A 21,404-nucleotide genomic window follows, 5' to 3' on the forward strand; every position below is an offset into this window, starting at 1 on the left:
CGTCAGCGGACGGGCACCTCCGCGCCGCCTGCGCCCTCCCCTGTCCGGCGGACACCCTGGTTCTGCGTAGCGTCCCTGATCTCACCGATGAGCTGCTCGATCACGTCCTCGAGGAAGAGCACGCCCCGCGTGGAACCGTCGGGTCCGAGGACGCGCGCCAGGTGCGAGCCCGTCCGCTGCATCACGGCGAGCGCGTCCTCGATCTCGTCGCTGAGCGACAGGTTCACGAGCGTGCGCACCTTGTTCTCCGTGATGGGGCGCCGGTACATGGCCTGCGGCATGGACATGACGTCCTTCAGGTGCATGTAGCCCGTGAGGTTCCCGGAGTCGTCCATCATGACGAACCGGGAGAATCCGGTGCGGCCCACGGCGCGCTCGAAGTCCTCGGGGGTCGCGTCGGTGCGGACGGTGACCAGCTCACCGAGGGGGACCATCGTCGTCTCGGCCGTCTGGCCGGAGAACTCGAGGGCACCGGTGATCAGGCCGGACTCGTCGTCCACGAGCCCGCTCCTCGTGGACTCCTCCACGATCGACTGGACCTCCTCGAGCGTGTACGTCGAGGACACCTCATCCTTCGGCTCCACCTTGAGGGCCCGGAGGATGTGGTTCGCGGTCCAGTTCAGCGTGGAGATCACCGGGTTGACCACCCGCGCGATCATCACGAGCGGCGGGGCCAGGAGGAGCGCCGCCTTGTCCGCCACGGAGACCGAGATGTTCTTCGGCACCATCTCGCCGAACGTCACGTGCAGGAAGGTCACGAGGACCAGTGCCAGCGCGAACGCGACCCCGTCCGCGAGGCCCTCGGGGATGCCGACAGCCTCGAACGGCACCACGAACAGGTGATGGATGGCCGGTTCGGCGACCTGCAGGATCAGCAGGGAGCAGACGGTGATGCCCAGCTGCGAGCAGGCGAGCATGAGGGAGACGTGCTCCATCGCCCAGATGGTGGTCCGGGCGCGCTTCGACCCGGCCTCGGCCAGCGGCTCGATCTGGCTCCGGCGCGCGGACATGATGGCGAACTCCGAGCCGACGAAGAACGCGTTGCCCATCAGGAGGACGACGAGCCAGACGATTCCTGCCCAGTCACTCATCGGTCGGCCTTCCTGACGGCGGTGCTGCCCGCGAAGGCAGGACGGGCGCCGGGGCGCGGGGCGGTGTCGTGCGAGCCCGTACCCAGCGGCACGGACTGGTGCTCGGGGACCACGGCGTCGTCGGGCGCGTCCCCGGCGGGGACGGGCGCGGGACGGAAGTGGACGCGGTCGATGCGCCGTCCGTCCATGCGCTCCACGGTGAGGGTGCCCTCGGGCACCTCGACGCGGTCGCCCGGGGCGGGCACGCGCCCGAGCTCGGCCATGATGAAGCCGGCCACGGTCTCGTACCCGGCCTCGTCGGGCACCACGAGGCCCGGGATCTGCAGGGTGACCTCGTCCGGTCGGAGGAGACCCGGGAAGAACCAGTCCCCCGCCGCGCTCTGCAGCACACCGGGCTTCAGCTTGTCGTGCTCGTCCTTGACCTCGCCGACGATCTCCTCCACGAGGTCCTCGAGGGTCGCGACGCCGGCCGTCCCGCCGTACTCGTCCAGCACGACGGCGAGCTGGAGGTTGGCCTCGCGGAGCTCGCTGAGGAGGGAGTCCAGGTGCACCGTCTCGGGCACGCGGAGCACATCGGTCATGATGGTGCCGGCGGGGAGATCGGCGCGCTTGTGGCGCGGCACGGCGACGGCCTTCTTGACGTGCACCACGCCGCGGATGTCGTCGGCGGAGTCGCCGATGAGCGGGAACCGGGAGAAGCCGGTGCGCCGCGCCGCCTCGACGACGTCGGCCACGGTCTGCTCGGAGTCGATGACCTCCATGCGGATACGCGGGGTCATGACGTCGGCGGCCGTCCGCTCCGAGAAGCTGAAGGTCCGCGCCAGGAAGTTGGCCGTGCCCTGGTCCAGCGTGCCCATCTCCGCCGAGCGGCGCACCAGCGAGGAGAGCTCCGACGGTGTCCTGGCGCCCGAGATCTCCTCCTTGGCCTCCAGGCCGAAGATGCCGAGGACCCGGTTGGAGAAGCCGTTGAGCACGATGATGGCAGGCTTGAAGACGGCGGTGAAGACGAGCTGAGGGCGCGCGAGCGCCTTGCCCACACGGAAGGGCAGCGCGATGGACAGGTTCTTGGGGACGAGCTCCCCGATGAGCATGGAGAGCAGGGTCGCCAGGATCATCGCGATGACGATCGAGGTGGAGGCGATGAGGGCCTCCGACAGGCCGAGTCCGGCGAGGGGCGCCTCGAGGAGCTTCCCCACGGACGGCTCCATGACGTATCCGGTGAGCAGCGTGGTGAGGGTGATGCCGAGCTGGCAGCTCGACAGCTGCGTGGAGAGCGACTTCAGGCACCGCAGCAGCGGCTCGGCCTTCGTGTCGCCGTCCTCCACCGCGCGCTGCACGTAGGTCTGGTCTAGGGCCACGAGCGCGAACTCGACGGCCACGAAGAACCCCGTCCCGAGGACGAGGAGCAGGCCTACGGCCAGGTATATCCACTCCACCGCTACCTCCCCTCCCCGATCAGCACGGGCAGGGGGCGCAGCGGCCCGCGTCTGAGGGGGTCCGCCGCGTCGGGGAGGGCCGTGTCCGAACCGGCGTCGACAGCGCGTTCCGCATCGGCTCCGGGCAGCACATGGGCGAGGGGTGAGGGGATGCCGGCATCGAGCCGGCCCCTGGAAGGACTGTCCATAAGGAGGCCCAGTTTACCGGCTCGGACACGTGCGCGACCGAGGACTTTCTCCGCGGGCGGAACCGCGCCCTCGGGCGGGCCTACCAGCTCTGCTGGAGCGGACGCCCCTCCTCGTACCCGGCGGCCGACTGCACGCCGACCACCGCACGCTCACGGAACTCGGCCAGCGAATCGGCGCCCGCATAGGTCATGGAGCTGCGCACGCCGGCGGTGATCAGGTCGAGCAGGTCCTCCACGCCGGGGCGGGCAGGATCCAGGTACATCTTCGAGGTGGAGATGCCCTCCTCGAACAGGCCCTTCCGGGCACGCGCGAAGACGTCGTCGCGCCGGGTGCGGTTCTGCACCGCACGGGCCGACGCCATGCCGAAGCTCTCCTTGTACCGGCGGCCGTTGCTGTCGGTCTGCAGGTCGCCCGGGCTCTCGTAGGTCCCGGCGAACCAGGAGCCGATCATGACCTGGCTCGCGCCCGCGGCGAGGGCGAGGGCGACGTCGCGCGGGTAGCGGACACCGCCGTCGGCCCACACATGGGCGCCGAGCTCGGCCGCGGCCTGCGCGCACTCGTGGACGGCGGAGAACTGCGGGCGTCCGACGGCGGTCATCATGCGTGTGGTGCACATGGCGCCGGGGCCCACACCGACCTTGACGATGGACGCGCCCGCGGCCACCAGGTCGCGCACCCCGTCGGCGCTGACCACGTTGCCGGCCACGATCGGGACCTTCGGGTCCAGACCGCGCACGACGGCGAGGGCGTCGAGCATCTTCCGCTGGTGGCCGTGGGCGGTGTCCACGACGAGGACGTCGACGCCTGCCTCGAGCAGGGCCGAGGCCTTCGCCTCGACGTCGCCGTTGATGCCGACCGCCGCGGCGACGCGGAGCCTGCCCGCGGTGTCGAGCGCAGGCTCGTAGATCGTGGAGCGGAGCGCACCGGTGCGGGTGATGACACCCTGCAGCACGCCATCGCGCACCACGGGTGCGAGGGCGATGCGTGCACCGTCGAGGTCCTCGAAGGCCTTCTGCAGGGCCACGGCCGGCTCCTCGTCGAACAGGGCGGCCTCGAACGGCGCGGGCGCCGCCCGCATCACGGACTCGAGCGAGGCGAAGCGGTCCACCTCCTCGCAGTCGGCCGCGTTCACCACACCCACGCAGGCACCGGACCCGTCGACGACGAGGACGGCCCCGTGGGCGCGCTTGTGCATGAGATGCAGGGCGTCGATCACGGTGTTGCCCGGCTGGAGCCTCAGCGGCGTCTCGAAGACGGGGTGGCGGTCCTTGACCCACGAGGTGACCTCGGCGATCACCTCGACCGGCACGTCCTGCGGGAGCACGCCGATCCCGCCACGCCGGGCGACGGTCTCGACCATGCGCCGACCGGTGACCGCCGTCATGTTCGCCACGACCAGCGGGATCGTGGTCCCCGTGCCGTCGTCGGAGGAGAGGTCCACATCGAAGCGGGAGATGACCTCGGAGGCACTCGGGACGAGGAACACGTCCGAGTAGGTGAGGTCGGTGGTGGGCGGGGTGATGAAGCGCACGGTTCTCCCTGCGTCGACGGCTGGACGGGCAGCCTGATGGACAGCCGCATAGAGTCTAGTGCGTCGTCCGCCTCCGGGCACATCCGCCGTCCGCGCGCAGTATCGCACGGCGCGCCTGCGCACGACACGCCTGATTGGCCGTTGCCTACTCCTGTCACTACACTTGGACAGGGTTCAGGTGCGGCTTCTCGGCCGATCGTGCCGCCCGCATCGCGCTCAGGGCAACTTACGGAAGAGGCGTATACCAAGTGCCAGAACAAACCAGCCATCGTCTGCCTGAAGAGTTCGGCGGGAACGAGTGGCTCGTTGATGAACTCTACGAACAGTTCCAGAAGGACCGCCACTCGGTCGACAAGAAGTGGTGGGATCTGTTCGATTCGTTCGACGCGGAGAGCGCCCCGAACGGACACCCCTCGGCAGCGGATCGGCCCGCCGGTGCCGCCCCTGCGGCACCCGCCGCCCCTCCGGCCGCGCCCGGGAGCAAGGGCACCTCCGCCGCCACCCCGACGCCCCCCACGAAGGAACTGCCGGTCGTGAAGACCGAGGCCCCGGCGCCCAAGGCATCGGGCGAGAGCCCGGCCAGCACCCAGCAGGACGGCACGCCGCCCGTGGCGAAGGAGCCCGCACCGGCGAAGAAACCCGAGAGCTCGCGCGAGGAGAAGCCAGCCGCGAAGCCCATCCCGGCCCAGCTGCCGGTCTCCGACCGCAACGGCGAGATGGAGGAGAACCGGGTCAGCGTGCTGCGCGGCCCGGCGAAGGCGATCTCCACCAACATGGAGGCCAGCCTCAGCGTCCCCACGGCCACGAGTGTCCGCGCCATCCCGGCGAAGCTGCTCATCGACAACCGCGTGGTCATCAACAGCAACCTGGCCCGCGCCCGAGGCGGCAAGGTGTCCTTCACGCACCTGATCGGCTACGCGATCATCCGCGCCCTCGCCCAGTTCCCGTCGCAGAACGTCTACTACGACGTCGTCGACGGCAAGCCCTCCGCGATCCAGCCGGCGCACGTGAACTTCGGTCTGGCGATCGACATGCCGAAGCCGGACGGCACGCGCTCGCTCGTGGTGCCGAACATCAAGAAGGCCGAGACCATGAACTTCTCGGAGTTCTGGCACGCCTACGAGGACCTCGTCAAGAAGGCCCGTGCGGGCAAGCTCGGCGCGGACGACTACGCCGGCACCACGGTGTCCCTCACCAACCCGGGCGGCATCGGCACGGTCCACTCCGTCCCGCGCCTCTCCAAGGGCCAGGCCTGCATCATCGGCGCAGGCGCCCTCGAGTACCCCGCGGAGTTCCAGGGCTCGAGCGAGAAGACGCTCGCCAAGCACGCGATCAGCAAGACCATCACGCTGACCTCCACCTACGACCACCGCGTCATCCAGGGTGCCGGCAGCGGTGAGTTCCTGCGCATCATCCACCAGCTCCTGCTGGGTGAGCAGGGCTTCTACGACGAGATCTTCGAGTCGCTGCGGATCCCCTACGAGCCCGTGCGCTGGAGCGCCGACATCCAGGTCGACCCGGTGGACCAGATCAACAAGGTCGCCCGGATCCAGCAGCTCATCCACGCGTACCGCGTCCGCGGACACCTCATGGCGGACACCAACCCGCTCGAGTACGTCCAGCGCAAGCACGCCGACCTGGACATCAGGACGCACGGACTCACGCTGTGGGACCTCGACCGCGAGTGGCCCACGGGCGGCTTCGGCGGCCAGCCGATGCTCAAGTTCCGTGACATGCTCGGCGTGCTGCGTGACGCGTACTGCCGCACGACGGGCATCGAGTACATGCACCTCCAGGACCCTGCCGAGCGGCAGTGGTTCCAGGACGAGCTGGAGCACCCCTACTCCAAGCCGAGCCGCGAGGAGCAGCTGCGCATCCTGCACAAGCTGAACTCCGCCGAGGCGTTCGAGACGTTCCTGCAGACCAAGTTCGTCGGCCAGAAGCGCTTCTCCCTCGAGGGCGGCGAGTCCCTGATCCCGCTGCTCGACGCCGTGATCTCGGGTGCGGCCGACGACGGCCTCGACGAGGTCGCCATCGGCATGGCGCACCGCGGCCGCCTGAACGTGCTGACCAACATCGCCGGCAAGACCTACGCCCAGGTGTTCCGCGAGTTCGAGGGCACGCAGGATCCCCGCTCCGTGCAGGGGTCGGGCGACGTGAAGTACCACCTCGGCACCGAAGGCACCTTCACGTCCGACGCCGGCAACGAGACCAAGGTCTACCTCGCCGCGAACCCGTCCCACCTCGAGGCCGTCGATCCCGTGCTCGAGGGGATCGTCCGCGCCAAGCAGGACCTCCTCGACCAGGGCGACACCTTCCCGGTGCTGCCGATCCTCATCCACGGCGATGCGGCGTTCGCCGGGCAGGGCGTGGTGGCGGAGACGCTCAACCTCTCGCAGCTGCGCGGCTACCGCACCGGTGGCACCATCCACGTCATCGTGAACAACCAGGTCGGCTTCACCACGAGTCCCACGTCCTCGCGCTCCTCCGTGTACTCCACGGACGTCGCGAAAATGGTCCAGGCACCGGTGTTCCATGTGAACGGCGACGATCCCGAGGCCGTGGTCCGCGTGGCCCAGATGGCGTACCAGTTCCGCCAGCGGTTCAACAAGGACGTCGTCATCGACATGGTCTGCTACCGCCGGCGCGGCCACAACGAGGGCGACGACCCCTCGATGACCCAGCCCATGATGTACAACCTCATCGAGGCCAAGCGCTCCGTCCGGAAGCTCTACACCGAGGCCCTGATCGGCCGCGGCGACATCACGCAGGAGGAGGCCGAGCAGGCCCTGCGCGACTACCAGGAGCGCCTGGAGCGTGTCTTCGCCGAGACGCACGCGGCGCAGACCTCGCCGATCCCCGTCATCACGCAGGACCCGCAGGCGGTGTCCGACCTCGAACGCCCCTACGCGCAGCAGGCGGACGGCGGCCGCGGCGACGCCCCGCAGACGGCGATCAGCGCCGAGACGCTCGCGCACATCGGTGCGGCCCACACCTCGATCCCCGAGGGCTTCACGGTGCACCCGAAGCTCAAGGCCCTGCTGGACAAGCGCGAGCAGATGTCCCGCGAGGGCGGCATCGACTGGGGCTTCGGCGAGATCGCGGCGTTCGGGTCCCTCCTCATGGAGGGCGTGCCCGTGCGGCTCGCCGGCCAGGACTCGCGCCGCGGGACCTTCGTGCAGCGCCACGCGGTGTTCCACGACCGGGCCACCGGCCACGAGTGGCTGCCGCTAGACGGCCTCAGCACGGACCAGGCGAAGTTCTGGATCTACGACTCCCTACTCAGCGAATACGCGGCCATGGGATTCGAGTACGGCTACTCCGTGGAACGCCCGGACGCCCTGGTGATCTGGGAGGCGCAGTTCGGCGACTTCGTCAACGGCGCCCAGACCATCATCGACGAGTTCATCAGCTCGGCGGAGCAGAAGTGGGGCCAGCGCTCCTCCCTCGTCCTGATGCTGCCCCACGGCTACGAGGGCCAGGGCCCCGACCACTCCTCCGCCCGGATCGAGCGCTTCCTCCAGATGTGCGCCGAGCAGAACATGGTCGTGGCCAACCCGAGTTCGGCCGCGTCGCACTTCCACCTGCTGCGCCGGCACGCCTACACCCGTCCGCGGAAGCCGCTCGTGATCTTCACGCCCAAGCAGCTGCTCCGCCTCAAGGGCGCGGCGAGCCCCGTCGAGGACTTCACGCAGGGCACCTTCCGTCCGGTGATCCCCGACACGCTCGGGACGTCGGGCAGCGATGTGGAGCGCGTGATCCTCGTATCCGGCAGGCTGTACTACGACCTCCTGGCGTCACGGCAGAAGCTCGACGACGCCCGGACCGCCATCGTGCGCGTGGAGCAGCTGTACCCGCTCCCCGTGGACGAGATCAGGGCTGTGCTCGCCACGTACCCCGACGCGGAGATCGTCTGGGCGCAGGACGAGCCGGCGAACCAGGGTCCGTGGCCGTTCATCGGCCTGAACCTCCCGCAGGAGCTGGATCGGCCCATCCGCCTGGCCTCGCGTCCGGCGTCGGCCTCGACGGCCACCGGCTCCGCGAAGAACCACGCCGTGGAGCAGGAACTCCTCATCAAGAAGGCGTTCGGCCGGCAGCAGTAGGCCGGTAGCGGGCCGGTGGCAGGCCAGTAGTAAGCCATCAGTATGATGTCAGGTGGGGCCCGAGGCCCCACCTGATGCCTTTAAGGGCACGAACGGTCCCGTGCCGTTCCGCGTGCCCTGCTCCTTTTCGACGACCAGCACACCGAGGGACCAGTGGAACAACGCAGAATCCGGCTAGCAGCAGTGGGCGACGAACTCCTCGCGGGGCTCGGTGATCCACGCGCTCTGGGATGGTTCGGGCGTGTGATGGCGCGGACCCGCCCGGACAGCGCGAGCGTGGAGGCCTACAGCCTCCCCGCGCCCGGTGAGGGCACCGAGGCCCTCGCGAACCGCTGGCTGCAGGAGGTCGGACGCCGCTTCGAGGCCGGTTTCGAGAACCGCCTCGTGATCGGCCTCTCCGACCGGGATCTCGACCTCGACCTGTCGACGGCACGGAGCCGCCTCAACCTCGCGAACATCCTCGACGGTGCGTCGCAGATGAGCGTCAAGGTGCTCGTCGTCGGCCCTCCGCCCGGCCTCGACGCGGAGCGCAACCGCCGCCTCGCCGATCTGTCCGCCGCGTTCGGCGACGTCACGACGCGCCGCAAGCACGTCTTCGTCGACACCTTCACGCCACTGCTCGCGCACGAGCAGTGGCGGCACGATCTCGCCTCCAACGGGGGCACTCCGGGCCAGGCGGGCTACGGACTCGTGGCGTGGCTCGTACTGCACCGCGGCTGGTTCCAGTGGTTGGAAGTGCCGGCGCCAGAATAAGGCACCAGAGGTCTGCAGAGCCCCGGAGACACGCTGTTCCCCGGGGCTTTCCGATTGCTCAGAGACCTTATATTTCAGCGAGGTAACAAATGGGTTATCAAAGGTTCACTGAGTGTCCGGGGGCAACAATCCTTCGCTATGCTGTCCGAGTGTGATTGCCGTCACTGCAGCAATCCGCCTCGTGGGGCACCCCTTGGCCCCTCGCGCCAAGCACAGTAAGGACTATTCAATGCGTAATAAGCGCACTATGACGCTCGCCGCACTGTCCATCGGAGCGCTCATGCTGAGCGCCTGTGGATCGGCGGGCGGAACGGCCGAGACCCCCGCATCGGAAGGTGCCGCGGAGAACCTCGCGTCGACGATCAACATCGCGATCAGCCAGGCGCCCACGGGCTACAACGGCAACACCGCGGCCACGAACTCCGTGTACAACGGCTACGTGAGCAACCTGACCACGAGCGGCTTCGCCGCCTTCACGGCGGCCGGAGAGCTCGAGGCCAACCCTGACTTCGGCACCTACGAGAAGACCAGCGACGACCCGCTGACGATCAAGTACACCATCGACGAAGATGCTGTCTGGTCCGACGGCGTGGCGATCGACTACGACGACGTGCTGCTCACCTGGGCCGCAATGTCCGGCACGAACCCCAGCGGTGTCACCGACCCCGAGACGGGCGCCGAGTCGGATCTCTTCCAGGCCGCCTCGACCAACGGCTTCGCCCAGACGAAGATGATCGAGGGCGAGCCGGGCGACAAGGAGTTCGAGCTCGTGTTCGACGAGCCGTACGCCGACTGGGAAGCACTGCTCACCGGTGACCTCTTCGTTCCCGCTCACATCGCCGCGGAGCAGGGCGGGCTGTCCGCCGAGGGCGACGGCGCCGCACTGGTCGACGCCCTCAAGAACAAGGACGTCGCCGCACTCACGCCGGTCGCCGAGTTCTGGAACACGGGCTGGGACTACGAGGCGGACCTGCCCACGCTCCCCGACACGGCCCTGCTGCCCTCCTCCGGCCCGTACAAGCTGGACAACGCGACGAACGGCACCCTCACGCTCGTCAAGAACGACAAGTACTGGGGCGAGGAGCGCGCCGGCAAGACCGACACCATCGTCTTCAAGACGATCGTCGACGAGGAGGCCGTCCAGGCGCTCCAGAACGGCGACGTCGACGTGATCGACCCCTCCAGCCCCTCGGTCGACACCAAGGCTGCCCTCGAGCAGATCGGCGACACCGTCACGGTGGACGCCGGGACCTCGATGACCTTCTCGCACATCGACCTCGACCAGCGCCCCGGCGCCGTCTTCGAGGACGTCAAGGTCCGCCAGGCCTTCAACGCCTGCGTCCCCCGCGCCGACATGGTCGACAAGTTCGTGACCCCGATCGATCCCGAGGGATCGGTCATGAACCTGCGCGAGTACCAGCCCGGTCAGCCGGACTACGACACCGTCCTCGACGGCGCTCCCGCAGCCCAGGGTGACGGCACCGCCGACATCGAGGGTGCCCAGAAGCTCCTGACCGAGGCCGGCAAGACCGAGCCCGTCAAGGTCAGCCTCATGTACGCTTCCACCAGCCAGCTCCGTGCCGACATGGTGGCCCTTGTCAAGGACTCCTGCGACAAGGCCGGCTTCGAGATCGTCCCGCAGCCCGAGGCCGAGTGGAGCGCCAAGCTCTCGCAGCCCGGCGCCTGGGACGCTGTCCTGTTCGGCTGGTCCGGTTCCGGACTCGTCGCCTCCGGCCAGTCGATCTACGTCTCCGGTGGCGAGCAGAACTTCGGCGGCTACGCTGACGAAGAGGTCGACCGCCTCTGGACCGAGATCGCGACCACCACGGAGGCCGACGAGGTGCCCGCGCTGAAGACCGAACTCGAGCAGCGCCTCGCCGAGACCCAGTACAACGTGGTGCTCTACGCGAACGCCGACATCATCGGCCACTCCTCGAAGCTCCAGGGCGTGGAGATGAACCCGACGCAGACCGGCATCACCTGGAATGCCTACAGCTGGACGAAGCAGAACTGATTGCTCCTTCCGGATCACGCATGAGGACGGGCAGGCCCTCGGGCCTGCCCGTCCCTGTGCCCGGCACCGCGACAGCCTGCACCGTTTCCTAGGAGCCCCCACGTGTTCTACTTCATCGCCAAGCGGACGATCATCTCGTTCTTCATCATGCTCGCAGCCACCACGCTGATGTACTTCCTCACCATCTCGTCGGGCGATCCCTTCGAGGACCTCGGCGAGACCAGCGGCCCGGAGAAGGCCGCGACCATCGCGGTCCGCACCGCCGCCATGAACCTCGACGTACCGCCGATCCCCCGCTACTTCATGTGGCTGCAGGAAGTAGGCCACTGCCTCGTCCCCGGCGGCATCAGCTGCACCCTCGGACAGGACCGCACCGGCGCGGCCGTCCTCCCGCAGCTCGAGAACGCCATGGGCTCCACCCTGCGCCTCGTGGTCGTCGCGACGGTCCTCGCCCTGGTCCTCGGCGTGATCGTCGGGATCGTCACCGCGATCCGCCAGTACAGCACGTTCGACTACTCGGTCACGTTCATCTCGTTCCTGCTCTTCTCGCTGCCCCTGTTCTGGCTCTCCACGCTCCTCAAGCAGTACCTGGCGATCGACCTCAACACGTGGCTGGCGAATCCACAGTTCTCGTATCTCACGATCGCCCTGATAGGGGTGATCGCCGGCGTGGTCTGGGCCGTCGCCGTCGGCGGTGACCGCCGGCGCAGGCTCATGGTCTTCGTCGCCGCGACCGTCGTGACAGCCCTCGCCCTGTACCTGCTGCTCGTCACGGGCTGGTTCGTCAACCCGGGCCTCGGCCTGGTCGGGATGCTCGTCTCGGCCGTCGGGATCGCCGTGCTCTGGACCGCCCTGCTCGCCGGGTTCCGCCGCCGCCGCGTGCTGCACGCGGCCCTCGCCGCCGCCGGCGTCGCCTTCGTCGGCTACCTCGTCTCCATCCCGCTGCTCGAGGACCCGAACTGGTTCGTCGTCGTCGGCCTCGTGGTCGTCATGGCGGTCCTCGCCTACGTCGTCGCCGGGATCGTCGGTGGACCGTTCCGGGCACAGGCCGCGAAGATCGGTGTGGTCATCGCCGTCTCGGTGGGCCTGCTGATCATGCTCGACCGCCTCCTGCAGGCGTACCCGGCCCTCTCCGCGAAGGCCGGTGGCCGCCCCATCCCCACCACCGGGTCGCAGTCGGCGAACCTCAACGGCACGTTCTGGGAGACCAACCTGGACTTCGCGCTGCACCTGATCCTGCCGACCATCGCACTGACGCTGATCTCCTTCGCCACGTACACGCGGTACACCAGGGCGAGCCAGCTCGACGTCATGAACCAGGACTACATCCGCACCGCCCGCGCCAAAGGGCTGAGCGAACGTACCGTCCTGGTCAAGCACGCCTTCCGCAACGCGATGATCCCGATCACCACCCTCATGGCGTTCGACTTCGCCGGCGTCCTCGGCGGCGCCGTCATCACCGAACAGGTCTTCGGCTGGAACGGCATGGGCAAGATGTTCGTCGACGGCATCGGCCACGTGGATCCGGGGCCGGTCATGGCCTTCTTCCTCGTCGTCGGCACGGCCGCCGTGCTGTTCAACATGCTGGCGGACATCGCCTACGCGTTCCTCGACCCGCGTATCACCCTGAGCTAGGACATCCCCCATGAGTAATCACGAGAACCCGCGGGACGACTCCCGCGCCTCCCTGGAACTGTCCGAGATGACGCTGCAGAGCCAGGACACCGACATCGCGACGGCGATCCCCACGAGGGACCAGACCGACCGCATCCGCACCACGGAGGCGAAGAGCCAGGGACGCCTGATCCGGGAGCGGTTCTTCCGCCACAAGGGGGCGCTGGCCGGCATCGCCCTGCTGGTGCTGATCGTGCTCCTGGCCTTCACCTCGATCGGCTTCGCCGGCATCCCGGGCTGGTGGAACAAGGACTACGACGTGCTGGCCGCACGCTTCAACGAGGGCAGGCCCACGCTCACCCTGTGGCCCTTCAGCCTCGGTGAGCACCCCTTCGGCCAGGACGTCCTCGGGCGCGACTACTTCGCCCTGACCATGCGCGGCATCCAGACCTCGCTCATCATCGCTTTCGTCGTCGGGCTCGTGGCCATGGTCATCGGCACCACCGTCGGCGCCTTCGCGGGTTACTTCCGCGGCTGGACCGAGGCGTTCCTCATGCGGATCACCGACGTCGTCATCACCATCCCGACGGTCGTCATCGCGGCAGCCGTCGCCGGTATCGTCGCGAAGTACGGGATCATCCCCTTCGCCCTGTTCCTCGGTGCCGTGACCTGGACGGGACTCGCGAGGCTCGTCCGCGGCGAGTTCCTCTCCCTGCGAGAGAAGGAGTTCGTCGAGTCGGCGAAGTCGGTCGGTGCGAGCTCGGGGCGCATCATCTTCCGCCACATCCTGCCGAACACGGTCGGCGTCATCATCGTCTCGACGACGCTCGCCATCTCGGGTGCCATCCTCCTGGAGACCGGCCTCAGCTTCCTGGGCCTCGGGGTCACGGCACCCGACACCTCGCTCGGCAAGGCCATCAACGACAACCGCTCGGCCCTCACCGTGCGGCCCTGGCTGTTCCTGTGGCCGGGCGTGTTCATCATCGGCATCGCCCTCGCGGTCAATTTCATCGGAGACGGCCTGCGCGACGCGTTCGACCCCAAGCAGACAAGGGTGAAGCAGTAATGAGTACCAGTTCCGTCATCATCTCGGATGAGCAGGCAGTCCCCGGCAACGGACCCATCCTCGCGGTCAGGAACCTCGGCGTGGAGTTCAACGTCGACAACGAATGGGTCATGGCCGCCGAGGAGGTCTCCTACGAGATCCACCCCGGCGAGATCCTCGCGATCGTCGGTGAATCGGGGTCCGGCAAGAGCATGTCCTCCATGGCGCTGCTCGGCCTCCTGCCCCGCAACGGCCGCTCCACCGGCAGCGCGAAGATGCTCGGCAAGGAGCTGATCGGCGCAACGCAGGGCACGCTCCGCCGCGTGCGGGGCAACGAGATCGCCATGATCTTCCAGGAGCCCATGACCGCACTCAATCCCGTGCTGACGGTCGGCGAGCAGATCCGCGAGGCGGTCGAGCAGCACACGGAACTCTCCCCCGCGCAGGCGAAGACGCGGGCCATCGAGCTGCTGCGCATGGTCGAGATCCCCGAACCGGAGCGGCGCTACGACAACTTCCCGCACCAGTTCTCGGGTGGCCAGCGCCAGCGCGCCATGATCGCCATCGCCCTCGCCAACGACCCCATGCTGCTCATCGCGGACGAGCCCACGACGGCGCTCGACGTCACCGTGCAGGCCGAGGTCCTGGACCTGCTGCGCAAGCTCAACAAGCGGCTCAACAGTGCGGTACTCCTCATCACCCACGACATGGGCGTGGTCGCCGACCTCGCCGACCACGTGGTGGTCATGGAGCGCGGGCGCATCGTTGAGGCGGCGCCCACGGCGCAGCTGTTCGCCGCCCCCGCCGAGGCCTACACGAAGCAGCTCCTCGGGGCCGTCCCGCACCTCGGGTCGAAGGTCGGCGGGGTCCTCACCGACGTCGAGGTGGTGGACGGGCAGGCGACCATCCACCGGGAGTACGCGGAGGCGGCGCTCCGTGCCCAGGAGACGCACACCGCGTCCGGCGTCGTCCCCGCCCTCGAGCTCCAGGACGTGGACATCGAGTACCCGGGGCGTTTCCGCCAGCCGGCCTTCAAGGCCGTCTCCGGCGTCTCGTTGACCATCAACCCCGGTGAGGTCCTCGGCCTCGTCGGTGAGTCCGGGTCGGGCAAGTCCACCATCGCGCGTGCCGTCACGGGCCTGATCAGGACCTCCGGCGGCCGGGTCAGCATCGGGGGCACCGACATCACCGAGCTCAGCGCCCGGCAGCTGCTGCCGCTGCGCAAGAAGTTCGCCATCGTGTTCCAGGACCCGGCGGCATCCCTGAACCCGAGGATGTCCATCGGCGAGAGCATCGGCGAGCCGCTGCTGCTGCACGAGAAGCCGGGCCGCGCCGAGCTGGACAAGCGCGTGGCGTCCCTGCTGGAGGACGTGCAGCTGCCCGTCGCCTTCCGCAACCGGTACCCGCACGAGCTCTCCGGTGGGCAGCGCCAGCGCGTCGGGATCGCCCGTGCGCTGTCGCTGCGCCCGGACCTCCTCGTCGCGGACGAGCCCACCTCGGCGCTCGATGTCTCGGTGCAGGCGAAGGTCCTGGAGCTGCTGCAGGAGCTCCAGCGCGAACGCGGGTTCGCCTGCCTGTTCGTGAGCCACGACCTCGCCGTCGTGGAGCTCCTCGCCAGCCACATCGCGGTGCTCAACAAGGGAACGCTCGTGGAACAGGGCACCACCGAGCAGATCCTGAAGTACCCGCGCGATCCGTACACGCGCCGGCTGCTCGCCGCGGCACCCGTGCCGGACCCGGCGCACCAGGCGCTGCGCCGGGAGCAGCGCTCCGCCCTCATGGCGGCAGGCGCCGTCGACTAGCCGTCGACCAGCTGTCCGACGGACAGCGCCCGACCGGTACACGAAAGGAGACCCTCCGTCAGCGGAGGGTCTCCTTTCGTGCGGTGGAGCCCCGGTGGTCCCCGGTGGATTTTCAATGGTCCCCGGTGACCCTCAGTGGCGGAAGACGATCTTCCCGAACACGTCCCCGTCGAGCATGCGCCGGAAACCCTCGGCGGCGTCGTCGAGGGGCAGGACCGCGTCGATGACGGGCCGGACGCCGGTGGCCACGAGGAAGCGCGTGAGCCGCTCGAGTTCCTCGCGGGTGCCCATGGTCGAGCCGAGCACCCGCAGCTGGAGGAAGAACACCCGGTTCAGGTCCGCGGACGGAGCGGGCCCGCTCGTCGCCCCGCACGTCACCACGGTCCCGCCCGGCACGAGCGACTTGAGGGAGTGCGCCCACGTCGCCTCGCCGACCGAGTCGAAGACGACGTCCACGCGCTCGGGCAGCCGCGCGCCGGCGTCGAACACCTGCTCGGCGCCGAGGTCGAGAGCACGCTGCCGCTTGTCCTCGCTGCGGCTCGTGGCCCACACGCGGTAACCCGCCGCCGCGGCGAGCGCGATGAGCGCGGTGGCCACGCCGCCGCCCGCCCCCTGGACCAGCACGGTGGAGCCCGGGGCGGCCGGGGAGACCGTGAAGAGCATGCGGTACGCGGTGAGCCAGGCCGTGGGCAGGCACGCCGCCTCCTCGAAGGAGAGCTCCGGGGGCTTGGGCACGAGGTTCCGCTCGGGCACCCACACGTAGTCCGCCATGGTGCCCGGGTACCGCTCGGACAGGAGGGACCGCCGTGGGTCCAGGGTCTCGTCGCCGCGCCACTCGGGCGAGGACACGACGCCGTGGACGATCACCTCGGCGCCGTCGTCGTCGATCCCGGCGGCGTCGCAGCCGAGCACCATGGGCAGGCGCTCCTGCGCGAGCCCCACTCCCCTGAGCGACCAGAGGTCGTGGTGGTTCAGGCAGGACGCGACGACCCGCACCCGGCGGAAGCCGTCGGGTGCATCGGGTAGCTCCACGTCGCCCACGGTGAGGCCGGCGAGCGGATCGTCCGTGGACTGGGTGGCTGCGTAGGCGGCGCGCATGCATAAGCTCCTTCGGTCATGGATGGTCGCCCTCATCCTAAGCACGGGCTCCCCCGACGGGTCCTGTTTAGGCGGGGCAGGCCGGCGTATGGGAGACTTGGGAGCAGTTCTGCACGACTGCAGTGCCTGAAGAAGAAGGAGGCAGCCATGAGCAAGCGAGCACGCAAGCGCCGCGACCGGAAGCGTGGAGGCGCGAACCACGGTAAGCGCCCCAACACCTGAGTCCAGGCGTCAGTACGAAAGAAGAACCTCCGGCCCGCTGGGCCGGAGGTTCTTCTTTGTCGTCGTGACCGCGCTTCGGCCCGTCAGTGGTCCACGGACTGGAGGTGGCTGATGCGGTCGAGGATGCTGGCCTTCAGGGTCGACGGCGCGACTTCCGTGCAGGACCGCTTCACGACCGAGCGGATGACGCACTCGAGGTCGTGCTCCTCGGCGCACTGGGGGCACCCGTCCAGGTGGTCCTTGATCTCCACGAGGTCCTGGTGGGACAGCGCCCCGTCGAGGTACTCGTACAGCCGCTCGATCCTCGAGTCGGCGCAGTCGCCCAAACTACCGCAATCGCTCATTTCTTCATCTCCTGTTCCTTGCCCGCTGCACCTGCGGCGACCGGGGTCTTGGTACCAGCACCGCTGGTGGTACCCAGTCCCCGCTCGTGCGCGTACTCGGCGAGCAGTTCCCGCAGGAGCTTGCGGCCGCGATGCAGCCGGGACATGACGGTCCCGATGGGCGTGTTCATGATTTCCGATATTTCCTTGTACGCGAAGCCCTCCACGTCGGAGAAGTACACGGCGAGCCTGAACTCCTCCGGGATCGCCTGCAGCGCGCTCTTCACGTCGGAGTCGGGCAGGTGGTCCAGCGCCTCGGCCTCTGCAGACCGCAGGCCGGCCGAGGTGTGCTCGGCGGCCTTCGCGAGCTGCCAGTCCTCGATCGTGTCCGAGTGGGACTGCAGGGGCTCTCGCTGCCTCTTGCGGTAGAGGTTGATGTACGTGTTGGTGAGGATCCGGTACAGCCACGCCTTCAGGTTGGTTCCCGGCTTGTACTGGTGGAAGGCGGAGAACGCCTTCGTGTACGCCTCCTGCACCAGGTCCTCGGCGTCGCTCGGGTTCCGGGCCATGCGCATCGCCGCGGAGTAGAGCTGGTCCACGTACTGCATGGCGTCACGCTCGAAGCGCGCCTTACGGTCCGCCTCGGACTCCGTCGACACGTCCAACTCTGCATCTTCGGCCTGGCTGCTGCCTGCGGGGGCTGTGGTATTCATCGTGCCAAAGTCTACGCGCCGAACCCGCGCGGGCCCCGTGGGGGCGTCGTGCTTGACCGTCGTCGTGAGCTGGAACCCTGGTCTGTCGACCGTCGCGGTCCGTGCACCTGTCATCCGTGCGTCCCCTTTCGCCTGCCGTTCCCGTTACCCCTTCTCCAACCTGCCCGCAGCCCCTTCTATTCCTGTTCCATTCCTGCAGGCCGGCGGGTTCCGGATCGCCCCGTGCGGCACGGCATGCAAAACTGGACCCAGCGTGCTTAGTACTTTGATGACGCAGTACCGAACCGATGCCCGGCGCACCCCGCCGGCAACCAGGAGGCAGTTGTGACCCTTGTCCGCGTAATCGCCCGACCCCTGCTCGCCAGCAGCTTCGTGTTCTCCGGCGTCGACCGGTACCGCACGGCCGGCGCCACGGCCCCGCAGCTCAAGCCCGTCCTGGCCGGGGTGACCAAGGTGGTCCCGTCCGCCGCCGCGCTCACGAGCAACGAGAAGCTGGTGGGCCAGGTCCTCGGCGCCACGCAGGTCGGGGCGGCACTCCTGCTCGGCATCGGGCGGTTCTCCCGCGTCGCGGCCCTGCTGCTGACCGTGACCGCGACGGTCAATGCCCTCGTCGACTACCGCTCAGCGGATGCCTCGACGCCGGCGGCCAAGAAGGCCCGCCGCGCGCAGCTGCTCAAGCACCTCTCGCTCATCGGTGCCGTCCTGCTCGCCGCCGTGGACACCAACGGCCGCCCGGGCATCGCCTGGCGCGCCGAGCACCTCGCCCGGGACGCGAAGAAGAACGCCGCCGGCCTGAGCAGGGATGCCCGCAAGCAGCTGAAGAAGGCCGACCTGGCCGTGCGCAAGACCGCTGCCGACGTCGTCGGTTCCTAAGCGACATGACCGTTACCTCAGGCGGGGTGTCCGACCAGGCTCTGTGGCGGGCACCCCGCCTGACGCGTCCCGTGGACGCCGGGATCTCCGTCCCCGGCTCCAAATCGCTCACCAACCGCTACCTCGTCCTCGCGGCTCTGGCCGACGGCCCGTGCCTCATCCGGCGGCCCCTCCACTCCCGTGACTCCGCACTGATGGTGGGCGCCCTGCGGGCGCTCGGCGCCGTCATCGAGGAGGTGCCGGGCGACAGCGGCTTCGGCCCGGACCTCCGCGTCACCCCCCTGCAGGCCGGTCCCGGCTCACCGGCCGACCGCGCCGTCGACTGCGGGCTCGCCGGCACGGTCATGCGTTTCGTCCCACCCCTCGCCGGACTCGTCACCGGCACCACCCGGTTCGACGGCGACCCCCATGCACGCCGCCGCCCGATGGGCAGCATCATCGCGGCCCTGCGCGGCCTCGGGGTGGCGGTCGACGACGGCGGGACCGGCGCACTGCCGTTCGGTATCGAGGGCGACGGGCGCGTCCGTGGCGGACGACTCGTCATCGACGCGTCCGCGTCCTCCCAGTTCGTCTCGGCGCTGCTCCTCGTGGGCGCCCGCTTCACCGAGGGACTGCACCTCGAGCACGTCGGCAAGCCCGTCCCCAGCCTCGACCACGTGCGGATGACCGTATCGGTGCTGCGGTCCCTCGGGGTGGCCGTCGACGATTCCGTCCCGGACCACTGGCGGGTCTCCCCCGGGCCCATCGCGGCCTTCGACGTAGCAGTGGAACCGGACCTCTCCAACGCCGGACCGTTCCTCGCCGCCGCCCTCGTCACCGGCGGCACCGTCCGCGTGCGCAACTGGCCGGACGGCACCACCCAGGTGGGCGACGCATGGCGACGCATCCTGCCGCTCATGGGCGCGCGGACGAGCCTCGACGACGGCGTCCTGACCGTCACGGGCGGACCCTCGATCTCCGGCGGCACGTTCGCCGACACCTCCGAGCTCGCCCCCACGGTCGCGGCCCTGTGCGCCCTGGCGGACACGCCGTCGACGCTCACCGGCATCGCGCATCTCCGCGGGCACGAGACGGACCGGCTCGCCGCACTCGTCGCCGAGATCAACGCGCTCGGCGGCGATGCCGAGGAGACGGCCGACGGCCTCGTCATCCGCCCGGCCCCCCTGCACGGCGGCGTGTTCCACACCTACGACGACCACCGGATGGCGACCGCCGGGGCGATCATCGGCCTGGCCGTGGACGGCGTCGAGGTCGAGAACATCGCGACCACCGCCAAGACCCTGCCCGAATTCCCCGCCCTCTGGGCCGCGGTCACGGGGACAGGCACGGGGACGGGAACAGGCACGGGCGGAACGGCGGATCGGGCATGAGCGAGGCCGGCAACCGTCGCGGATCGCGGGCCTGGGACGAGTCCGACGTCCGGATCCGCCCCAACAAGAAGGGGTCCCGCCCGCGCACCAAGACGCGCCCCGCCTACGACGACGCCGTGACCGGGCGGGTGGTGACCGTCGACCGAGGGCGCTACACCACGGTCGTGGACGAGGACACCCCCGACGAGCGGACCGTCATCGCCGCACGCGCTCGCGAGCTGCGCCGCAGCGCCGTCGTCGCCGGCGATCTCGTGGCCCTCGTCGGCGACCTCTCCGGCGGCCCCGACTCCCTCGCGCGCCTCGTCCGGATCGAGGATCGGCACACCGTCCTGCGCCGCAGCGCGGACGACACGGACCCGGTGGAGCGGGTCGTCGTCGCCAACGCGGACCAGCTCGTCATCGTCGTCGCCGCCGCCAATCCGGAACCGCGCACGGGGTTCATCGACCGCGCCCTCGTGGCCGCCTACGACGCCGGGATCGAGCCGCTCCTGTGCATCACCAAGGCCGACCTCCGTGACCCGGCCGCACTCCTCGCCAACTACGAGCACCTCGACCTGCGCGTGATCATCAGCAGGACGGACGAGGGTGTCGGGATCGAGGCCACCTCCGACGACGGCGAATCGGCGCGTCTCTCGCACGGCGCCGTCGACGCCCTCCGCGACGAACTCGACGGGCAGGTCAGCGTGCTGCTCGGACACTCCGGCGTCGGGAAGTCGACCATGGTGAACGCCCTCACCGGGTCCACGCGCGCCACGGGCGGCGTCAACGCCGTCACGGGCAGGGGACGCCACACGTCGTCGTCGGCCCTCGCCCTCAAGGCCGCCGATGCCGCCCCGGGCACCTGGATCATCGACACCCCCGGCATCCGGTCGTTCGGTCTCGCGCACGTGGACGCCGACCGCATCCTGAAGGCCTTCCCCGACCTCGAGCCGGGTACCGAGCGCTGCGAGCGCGGGTGCCGGCACGACGACCACGCCGTCGACTGCGGACTCGACAGCTATGTGGAGGAGGGGCTCGCCGGGGACTCCGGCCCCGTCCGCCTCGCCAGCCTGCGGCGCCTGCTGACGGCCGGGACGGCGGAGGCGCGGGGCAGCGCCCATGACGCCAAGGAGCTCGGCCAGCAGTGACGCCCGGCACACGATGTCAGGTGCCGGGCCGCGGGCTGTTACAGTGAACGAAGTTGTTGTTTGCGCATTACATCTCTAAGCCTTGACCCTCCACCTGGAG

The 21,404-nt window shown here is 69.3% G+C and carries 17 protein-coding genes; 10 read left to right on the forward strand and 7 right to left on the reverse strand.

What is annotated here, in order from left to right; genetic code table 11:
* Positions 1–2: 2 nt before the first annotated feature.
* The 4 genes from AC4D2O_RS11865 to guaB1 all read right to left on the reverse strand — a co-directional run bounded on the left by AC4D2O_RS11865 (position 3) and on the right by guaB1 (position 4,247).
* Positions 3–1,091, reverse strand: coding sequence for a hemolysin family protein (locus AC4D2O_RS11865; protein WP_490907568.1), 1,089 nt, complete (start codon positions 1,089–1,091; stop codon positions 3–5).
* Positions 1,088–2,527: a hemolysin family protein gene (locus AC4D2O_RS11870; protein ID WP_490907569.1), complete on the reverse strand. Its 1,440-nt coding sequence runs from the start codon at positions 2,525–2,527 to the stop codon at positions 1,088–1,090. The genes AC4D2O_RS11865 and AC4D2O_RS11870 overlap by 4 nt, the downstream gene beginning before the upstream one ends.
* A gap of 2 nt (positions 2,528–2,529) precedes the next feature.
* Positions 2,530–2,715, reverse strand: coding sequence for a hypothetical protein (locus tag AC4D2O_RS11875; protein WP_490907570.1), 186 nt, complete (start codon positions 2,713–2,715; stop codon positions 2,530–2,532).
* A gap of 80 nt (positions 2,716–2,795) precedes the next feature.
* Positions 2,796–4,247, reverse strand: coding sequence for a GMP reductase (gene guaB1 / locus AC4D2O_RS11880; protein ID WP_490907571.1), 1,452 nt, complete (start codon positions 4,245–4,247; stop codon positions 2,796–2,798).
* A gap of 248 nt (positions 4,248–4,495) precedes the next feature.
* Here guaB1 and AC4D2O_RS11885 point away from each other — a divergent pair, with 248 nt between their 5' ends.
* The 6 genes from AC4D2O_RS11885 (at position 4,496) to AC4D2O_RS11910 (ending at position 15,578) form a co-directional block, all read left to right on the forward strand.
* Complete coding sequence (locus AC4D2O_RS11885; RefSeq protein WP_490907572.1) at positions 4,496–8,350, forward strand: multifunctional oxoglutarate decarboxylase/oxoglutarate dehydrogenase thiamine pyrophosphate-binding subunit/dihydrolipoyllysine-residue succinyltransferase subunit; 3,855 nt, start codon at positions 4,496–4,498, stop codon at positions 8,348–8,350.
* Between the two features lie 153 nt (positions 8,351–8,503).
* Positions 8,504–9,103 (forward strand): GDSL-type esterase/lipase family protein, encoded by a 600-nt coding sequence (locus AC4D2O_RS11890; protein WP_104049646.1) that lies wholly within the window; start codon positions 8,504–8,506, stop codon positions 9,101–9,103.
* Positions 9,104–9,332: 229 nt separating this feature from the next.
* Entirely contained in the window at positions 9,333–11,117 is a 1,785-nt protein-coding gene (locus AC4D2O_RS11895; protein ID WP_490907573.1) for an ABC transporter family substrate-binding protein, read from the forward strand.
* 102 nt (positions 11,118–11,219) lie between these two features.
* Positions 11,220–12,752 carry an ABC transporter permease gene (locus AC4D2O_RS11900; RefSeq protein ID WP_490907574.1) on the forward strand — a complete coding sequence of 511 codons (1,533 nt, stop codon included), beginning with the start codon at positions 11,220–11,222 and terminating at the stop codon, positions 12,750–12,752.
* A 10-nt stretch (positions 12,753–12,762) separates the two neighbouring features.
* Positions 12,763–13,797, forward strand: coding sequence for an ABC transporter permease (locus AC4D2O_RS11905; RefSeq protein WP_490907575.1), 1,035 nt, complete (start codon positions 12,763–12,765; stop codon positions 13,795–13,797).
* Positions 13,797–15,578 carry an ABC transporter ATP-binding protein gene (locus tag AC4D2O_RS11910; RefSeq protein ID WP_490907576.1) on the forward strand — a complete coding sequence of 594 codons (1,782 nt, stop codon included), beginning with the start codon at positions 13,797–13,799 and terminating at the stop codon, positions 15,576–15,578. Before AC4D2O_RS11905 ends, AC4D2O_RS11910 begins: the two co-directional genes overlap by 1 nt.
* A gap of 132 nt (positions 15,579–15,710) precedes the next feature.
* On the opposite strand, the gene AC4D2O_RS11915 is transcribed toward AC4D2O_RS11910, so the two are convergent.
* Positions 15,711–16,676 carry a zinc-binding dehydrogenase gene (locus AC4D2O_RS11915; RefSeq protein ID WP_490907577.1) on the reverse strand — a complete coding sequence of 322 codons (966 nt, stop codon included), beginning with the start codon at positions 16,674–16,676 and terminating at the stop codon, positions 15,711–15,713.
* Positions 16,677–16,823: 147 nt separating this feature from the next.
* On the opposite strand from AC4D2O_RS11915, the gene AC4D2O_RS11920 reads away from it, so the two are divergent.
* On the forward strand, positions 16,824–16,898 hold the full coding sequence (locus tag AC4D2O_RS11920; protein WP_369299106.1) for a 50S ribosomal protein bL37: 75 nt from the start codon (positions 16,824–16,826) through the stop codon (positions 16,896–16,898).
* 83 nt (positions 16,899–16,981) lie between these two features.
* Here AC4D2O_RS11920 and rsrA read toward each other — a convergent pair whose 3' ends face one another.
* Together rsrA and AC4D2O_RS11930 are read right to left on the reverse strand one after the other, a co-directional pair.
* Positions 16,982–17,242, reverse strand: coding sequence for a mycothiol system anti-sigma-R factor (gene rsrA, locus AC4D2O_RS11925; protein ID WP_104049641.1), 261 nt, complete (start codon positions 17,240–17,242; stop codon positions 16,982–16,984).
* Positions 17,239–17,934: a sigma-70 family RNA polymerase sigma factor gene (locus AC4D2O_RS11930; protein WP_490907578.1), complete on the reverse strand. Its 696-nt coding sequence runs from the start codon at positions 17,932–17,934 to the stop codon at positions 17,239–17,241. The genes rsrA and AC4D2O_RS11930 overlap by 4 nt, the downstream gene beginning before the upstream one ends.
* Before the next feature lie 324 nt (positions 17,935–18,258).
* Here AC4D2O_RS11930 and AC4D2O_RS11935 point away from each other — a divergent pair, with 324 nt between their 5' ends.
* Genes AC4D2O_RS11935 through rsgA form a run of 3 tightly spaced genes read left to right on the forward strand, consistent with a single transcriptional unit; the run spans position 18,259 to position 21,304 of the window.
* Positions 18,259–18,807, forward strand: a complete 549-nt coding sequence (locus AC4D2O_RS11935) for a DoxX family protein (RefSeq protein WP_490907579.1) — start codon at positions 18,259–18,261, stop codon at positions 18,805–18,807.
* Positions 18,808–18,812: 5 nt separating this feature from the next.
* A complete protein-coding gene (gene aroA, locus AC4D2O_RS11940; RefSeq protein WP_490907580.1) occupies positions 18,813–20,177 on the forward strand; it encodes a 3-phosphoshikimate 1-carboxyvinyltransferase in 1,365 nt (454 codons plus the stop codon).
* Entirely contained in the window at positions 20,174–21,304 is a 1,131-nt protein-coding gene (rsgA, locus tag AC4D2O_RS11945) for a ribosome small subunit-dependent GTPase A (RefSeq protein ID WP_490907581.1), read from the forward strand. The genes aroA and rsgA overlap by 4 nt, the downstream gene beginning before the upstream one ends.
* Positions 21,305–21,404 lie beyond the last annotated feature (100 nt).

The organism is Arthrobacter sp. TJ-238 (genome assembly GCF_058269215.1).

Excerpts from the sequence above, each read along its gene's own strand:
- AC4D2O_RS11930 (WP_490907578.1), bottom strand. The coding sequence starts at position 17,934 with ATGAATACCACAGCCCCCGCAGGCAGCAGCCAGGCCGAAGATGCAGAG.
- AC4D2O_RS11895 (WP_490907573.1), top strand. The coding sequence starts at position 9,333 with ATGCGTAATAAGCGCACTATGACGCTCGCCGCACTGTCCATCGGAGCG.
- AC4D2O_RS11865 (WP_490907568.1), bottom strand. The coding sequence starts at position 1,091 with ATGAGTGACTGGGCAGGAATCGTCTGGCTCGTCGTCCTCCTGATGGGC.
- rsrA (WP_104049641.1), bottom strand. The coding sequence starts at position 17,242 with ATGAGCGATTGCGGTAGTTTGGGCGACTGCGCCGACTCGAGGATCGAG.
- rsgA (WP_490907581.1), top strand. The coding sequence starts at position 20,174 with ATGAGCGAGGCCGGCAACCGTCGCGGATCGCGGGCCTGGGACGAGTCC.
- aroA (WP_490907580.1), top strand. The coding sequence starts at position 18,813 with ATGACCGTTACCTCAGGCGGGGTGTCCGACCAGGCTCTGTGGCGGGCA.
- AC4D2O_RS11910 (WP_490907576.1), top strand. The coding sequence starts at position 13,797 with ATGAGTACCAGTTCCGTCATCATCTCGGATGAGCAGGCAGTCCCCGGC.
- AC4D2O_RS11915 (WP_490907577.1), bottom strand. The coding sequence starts at position 16,676 with ATGCGCGCCGCCTACGCAGCCACCCAGTCCACGGACGATCCGCTCGCC.
- AC4D2O_RS11905 (WP_490907575.1), top strand. The coding sequence starts at position 12,763 with ATGAGTAATCACGAGAACCCGCGGGACGACTCCCGCGCCTCCCTGGAA.
- AC4D2O_RS11875 (WP_490907570.1), bottom strand. The coding sequence starts at position 2,715 with ATGGACAGTCCTTCCAGGGGCCGGCTCGATGCCGGCATCCCCTCACCC.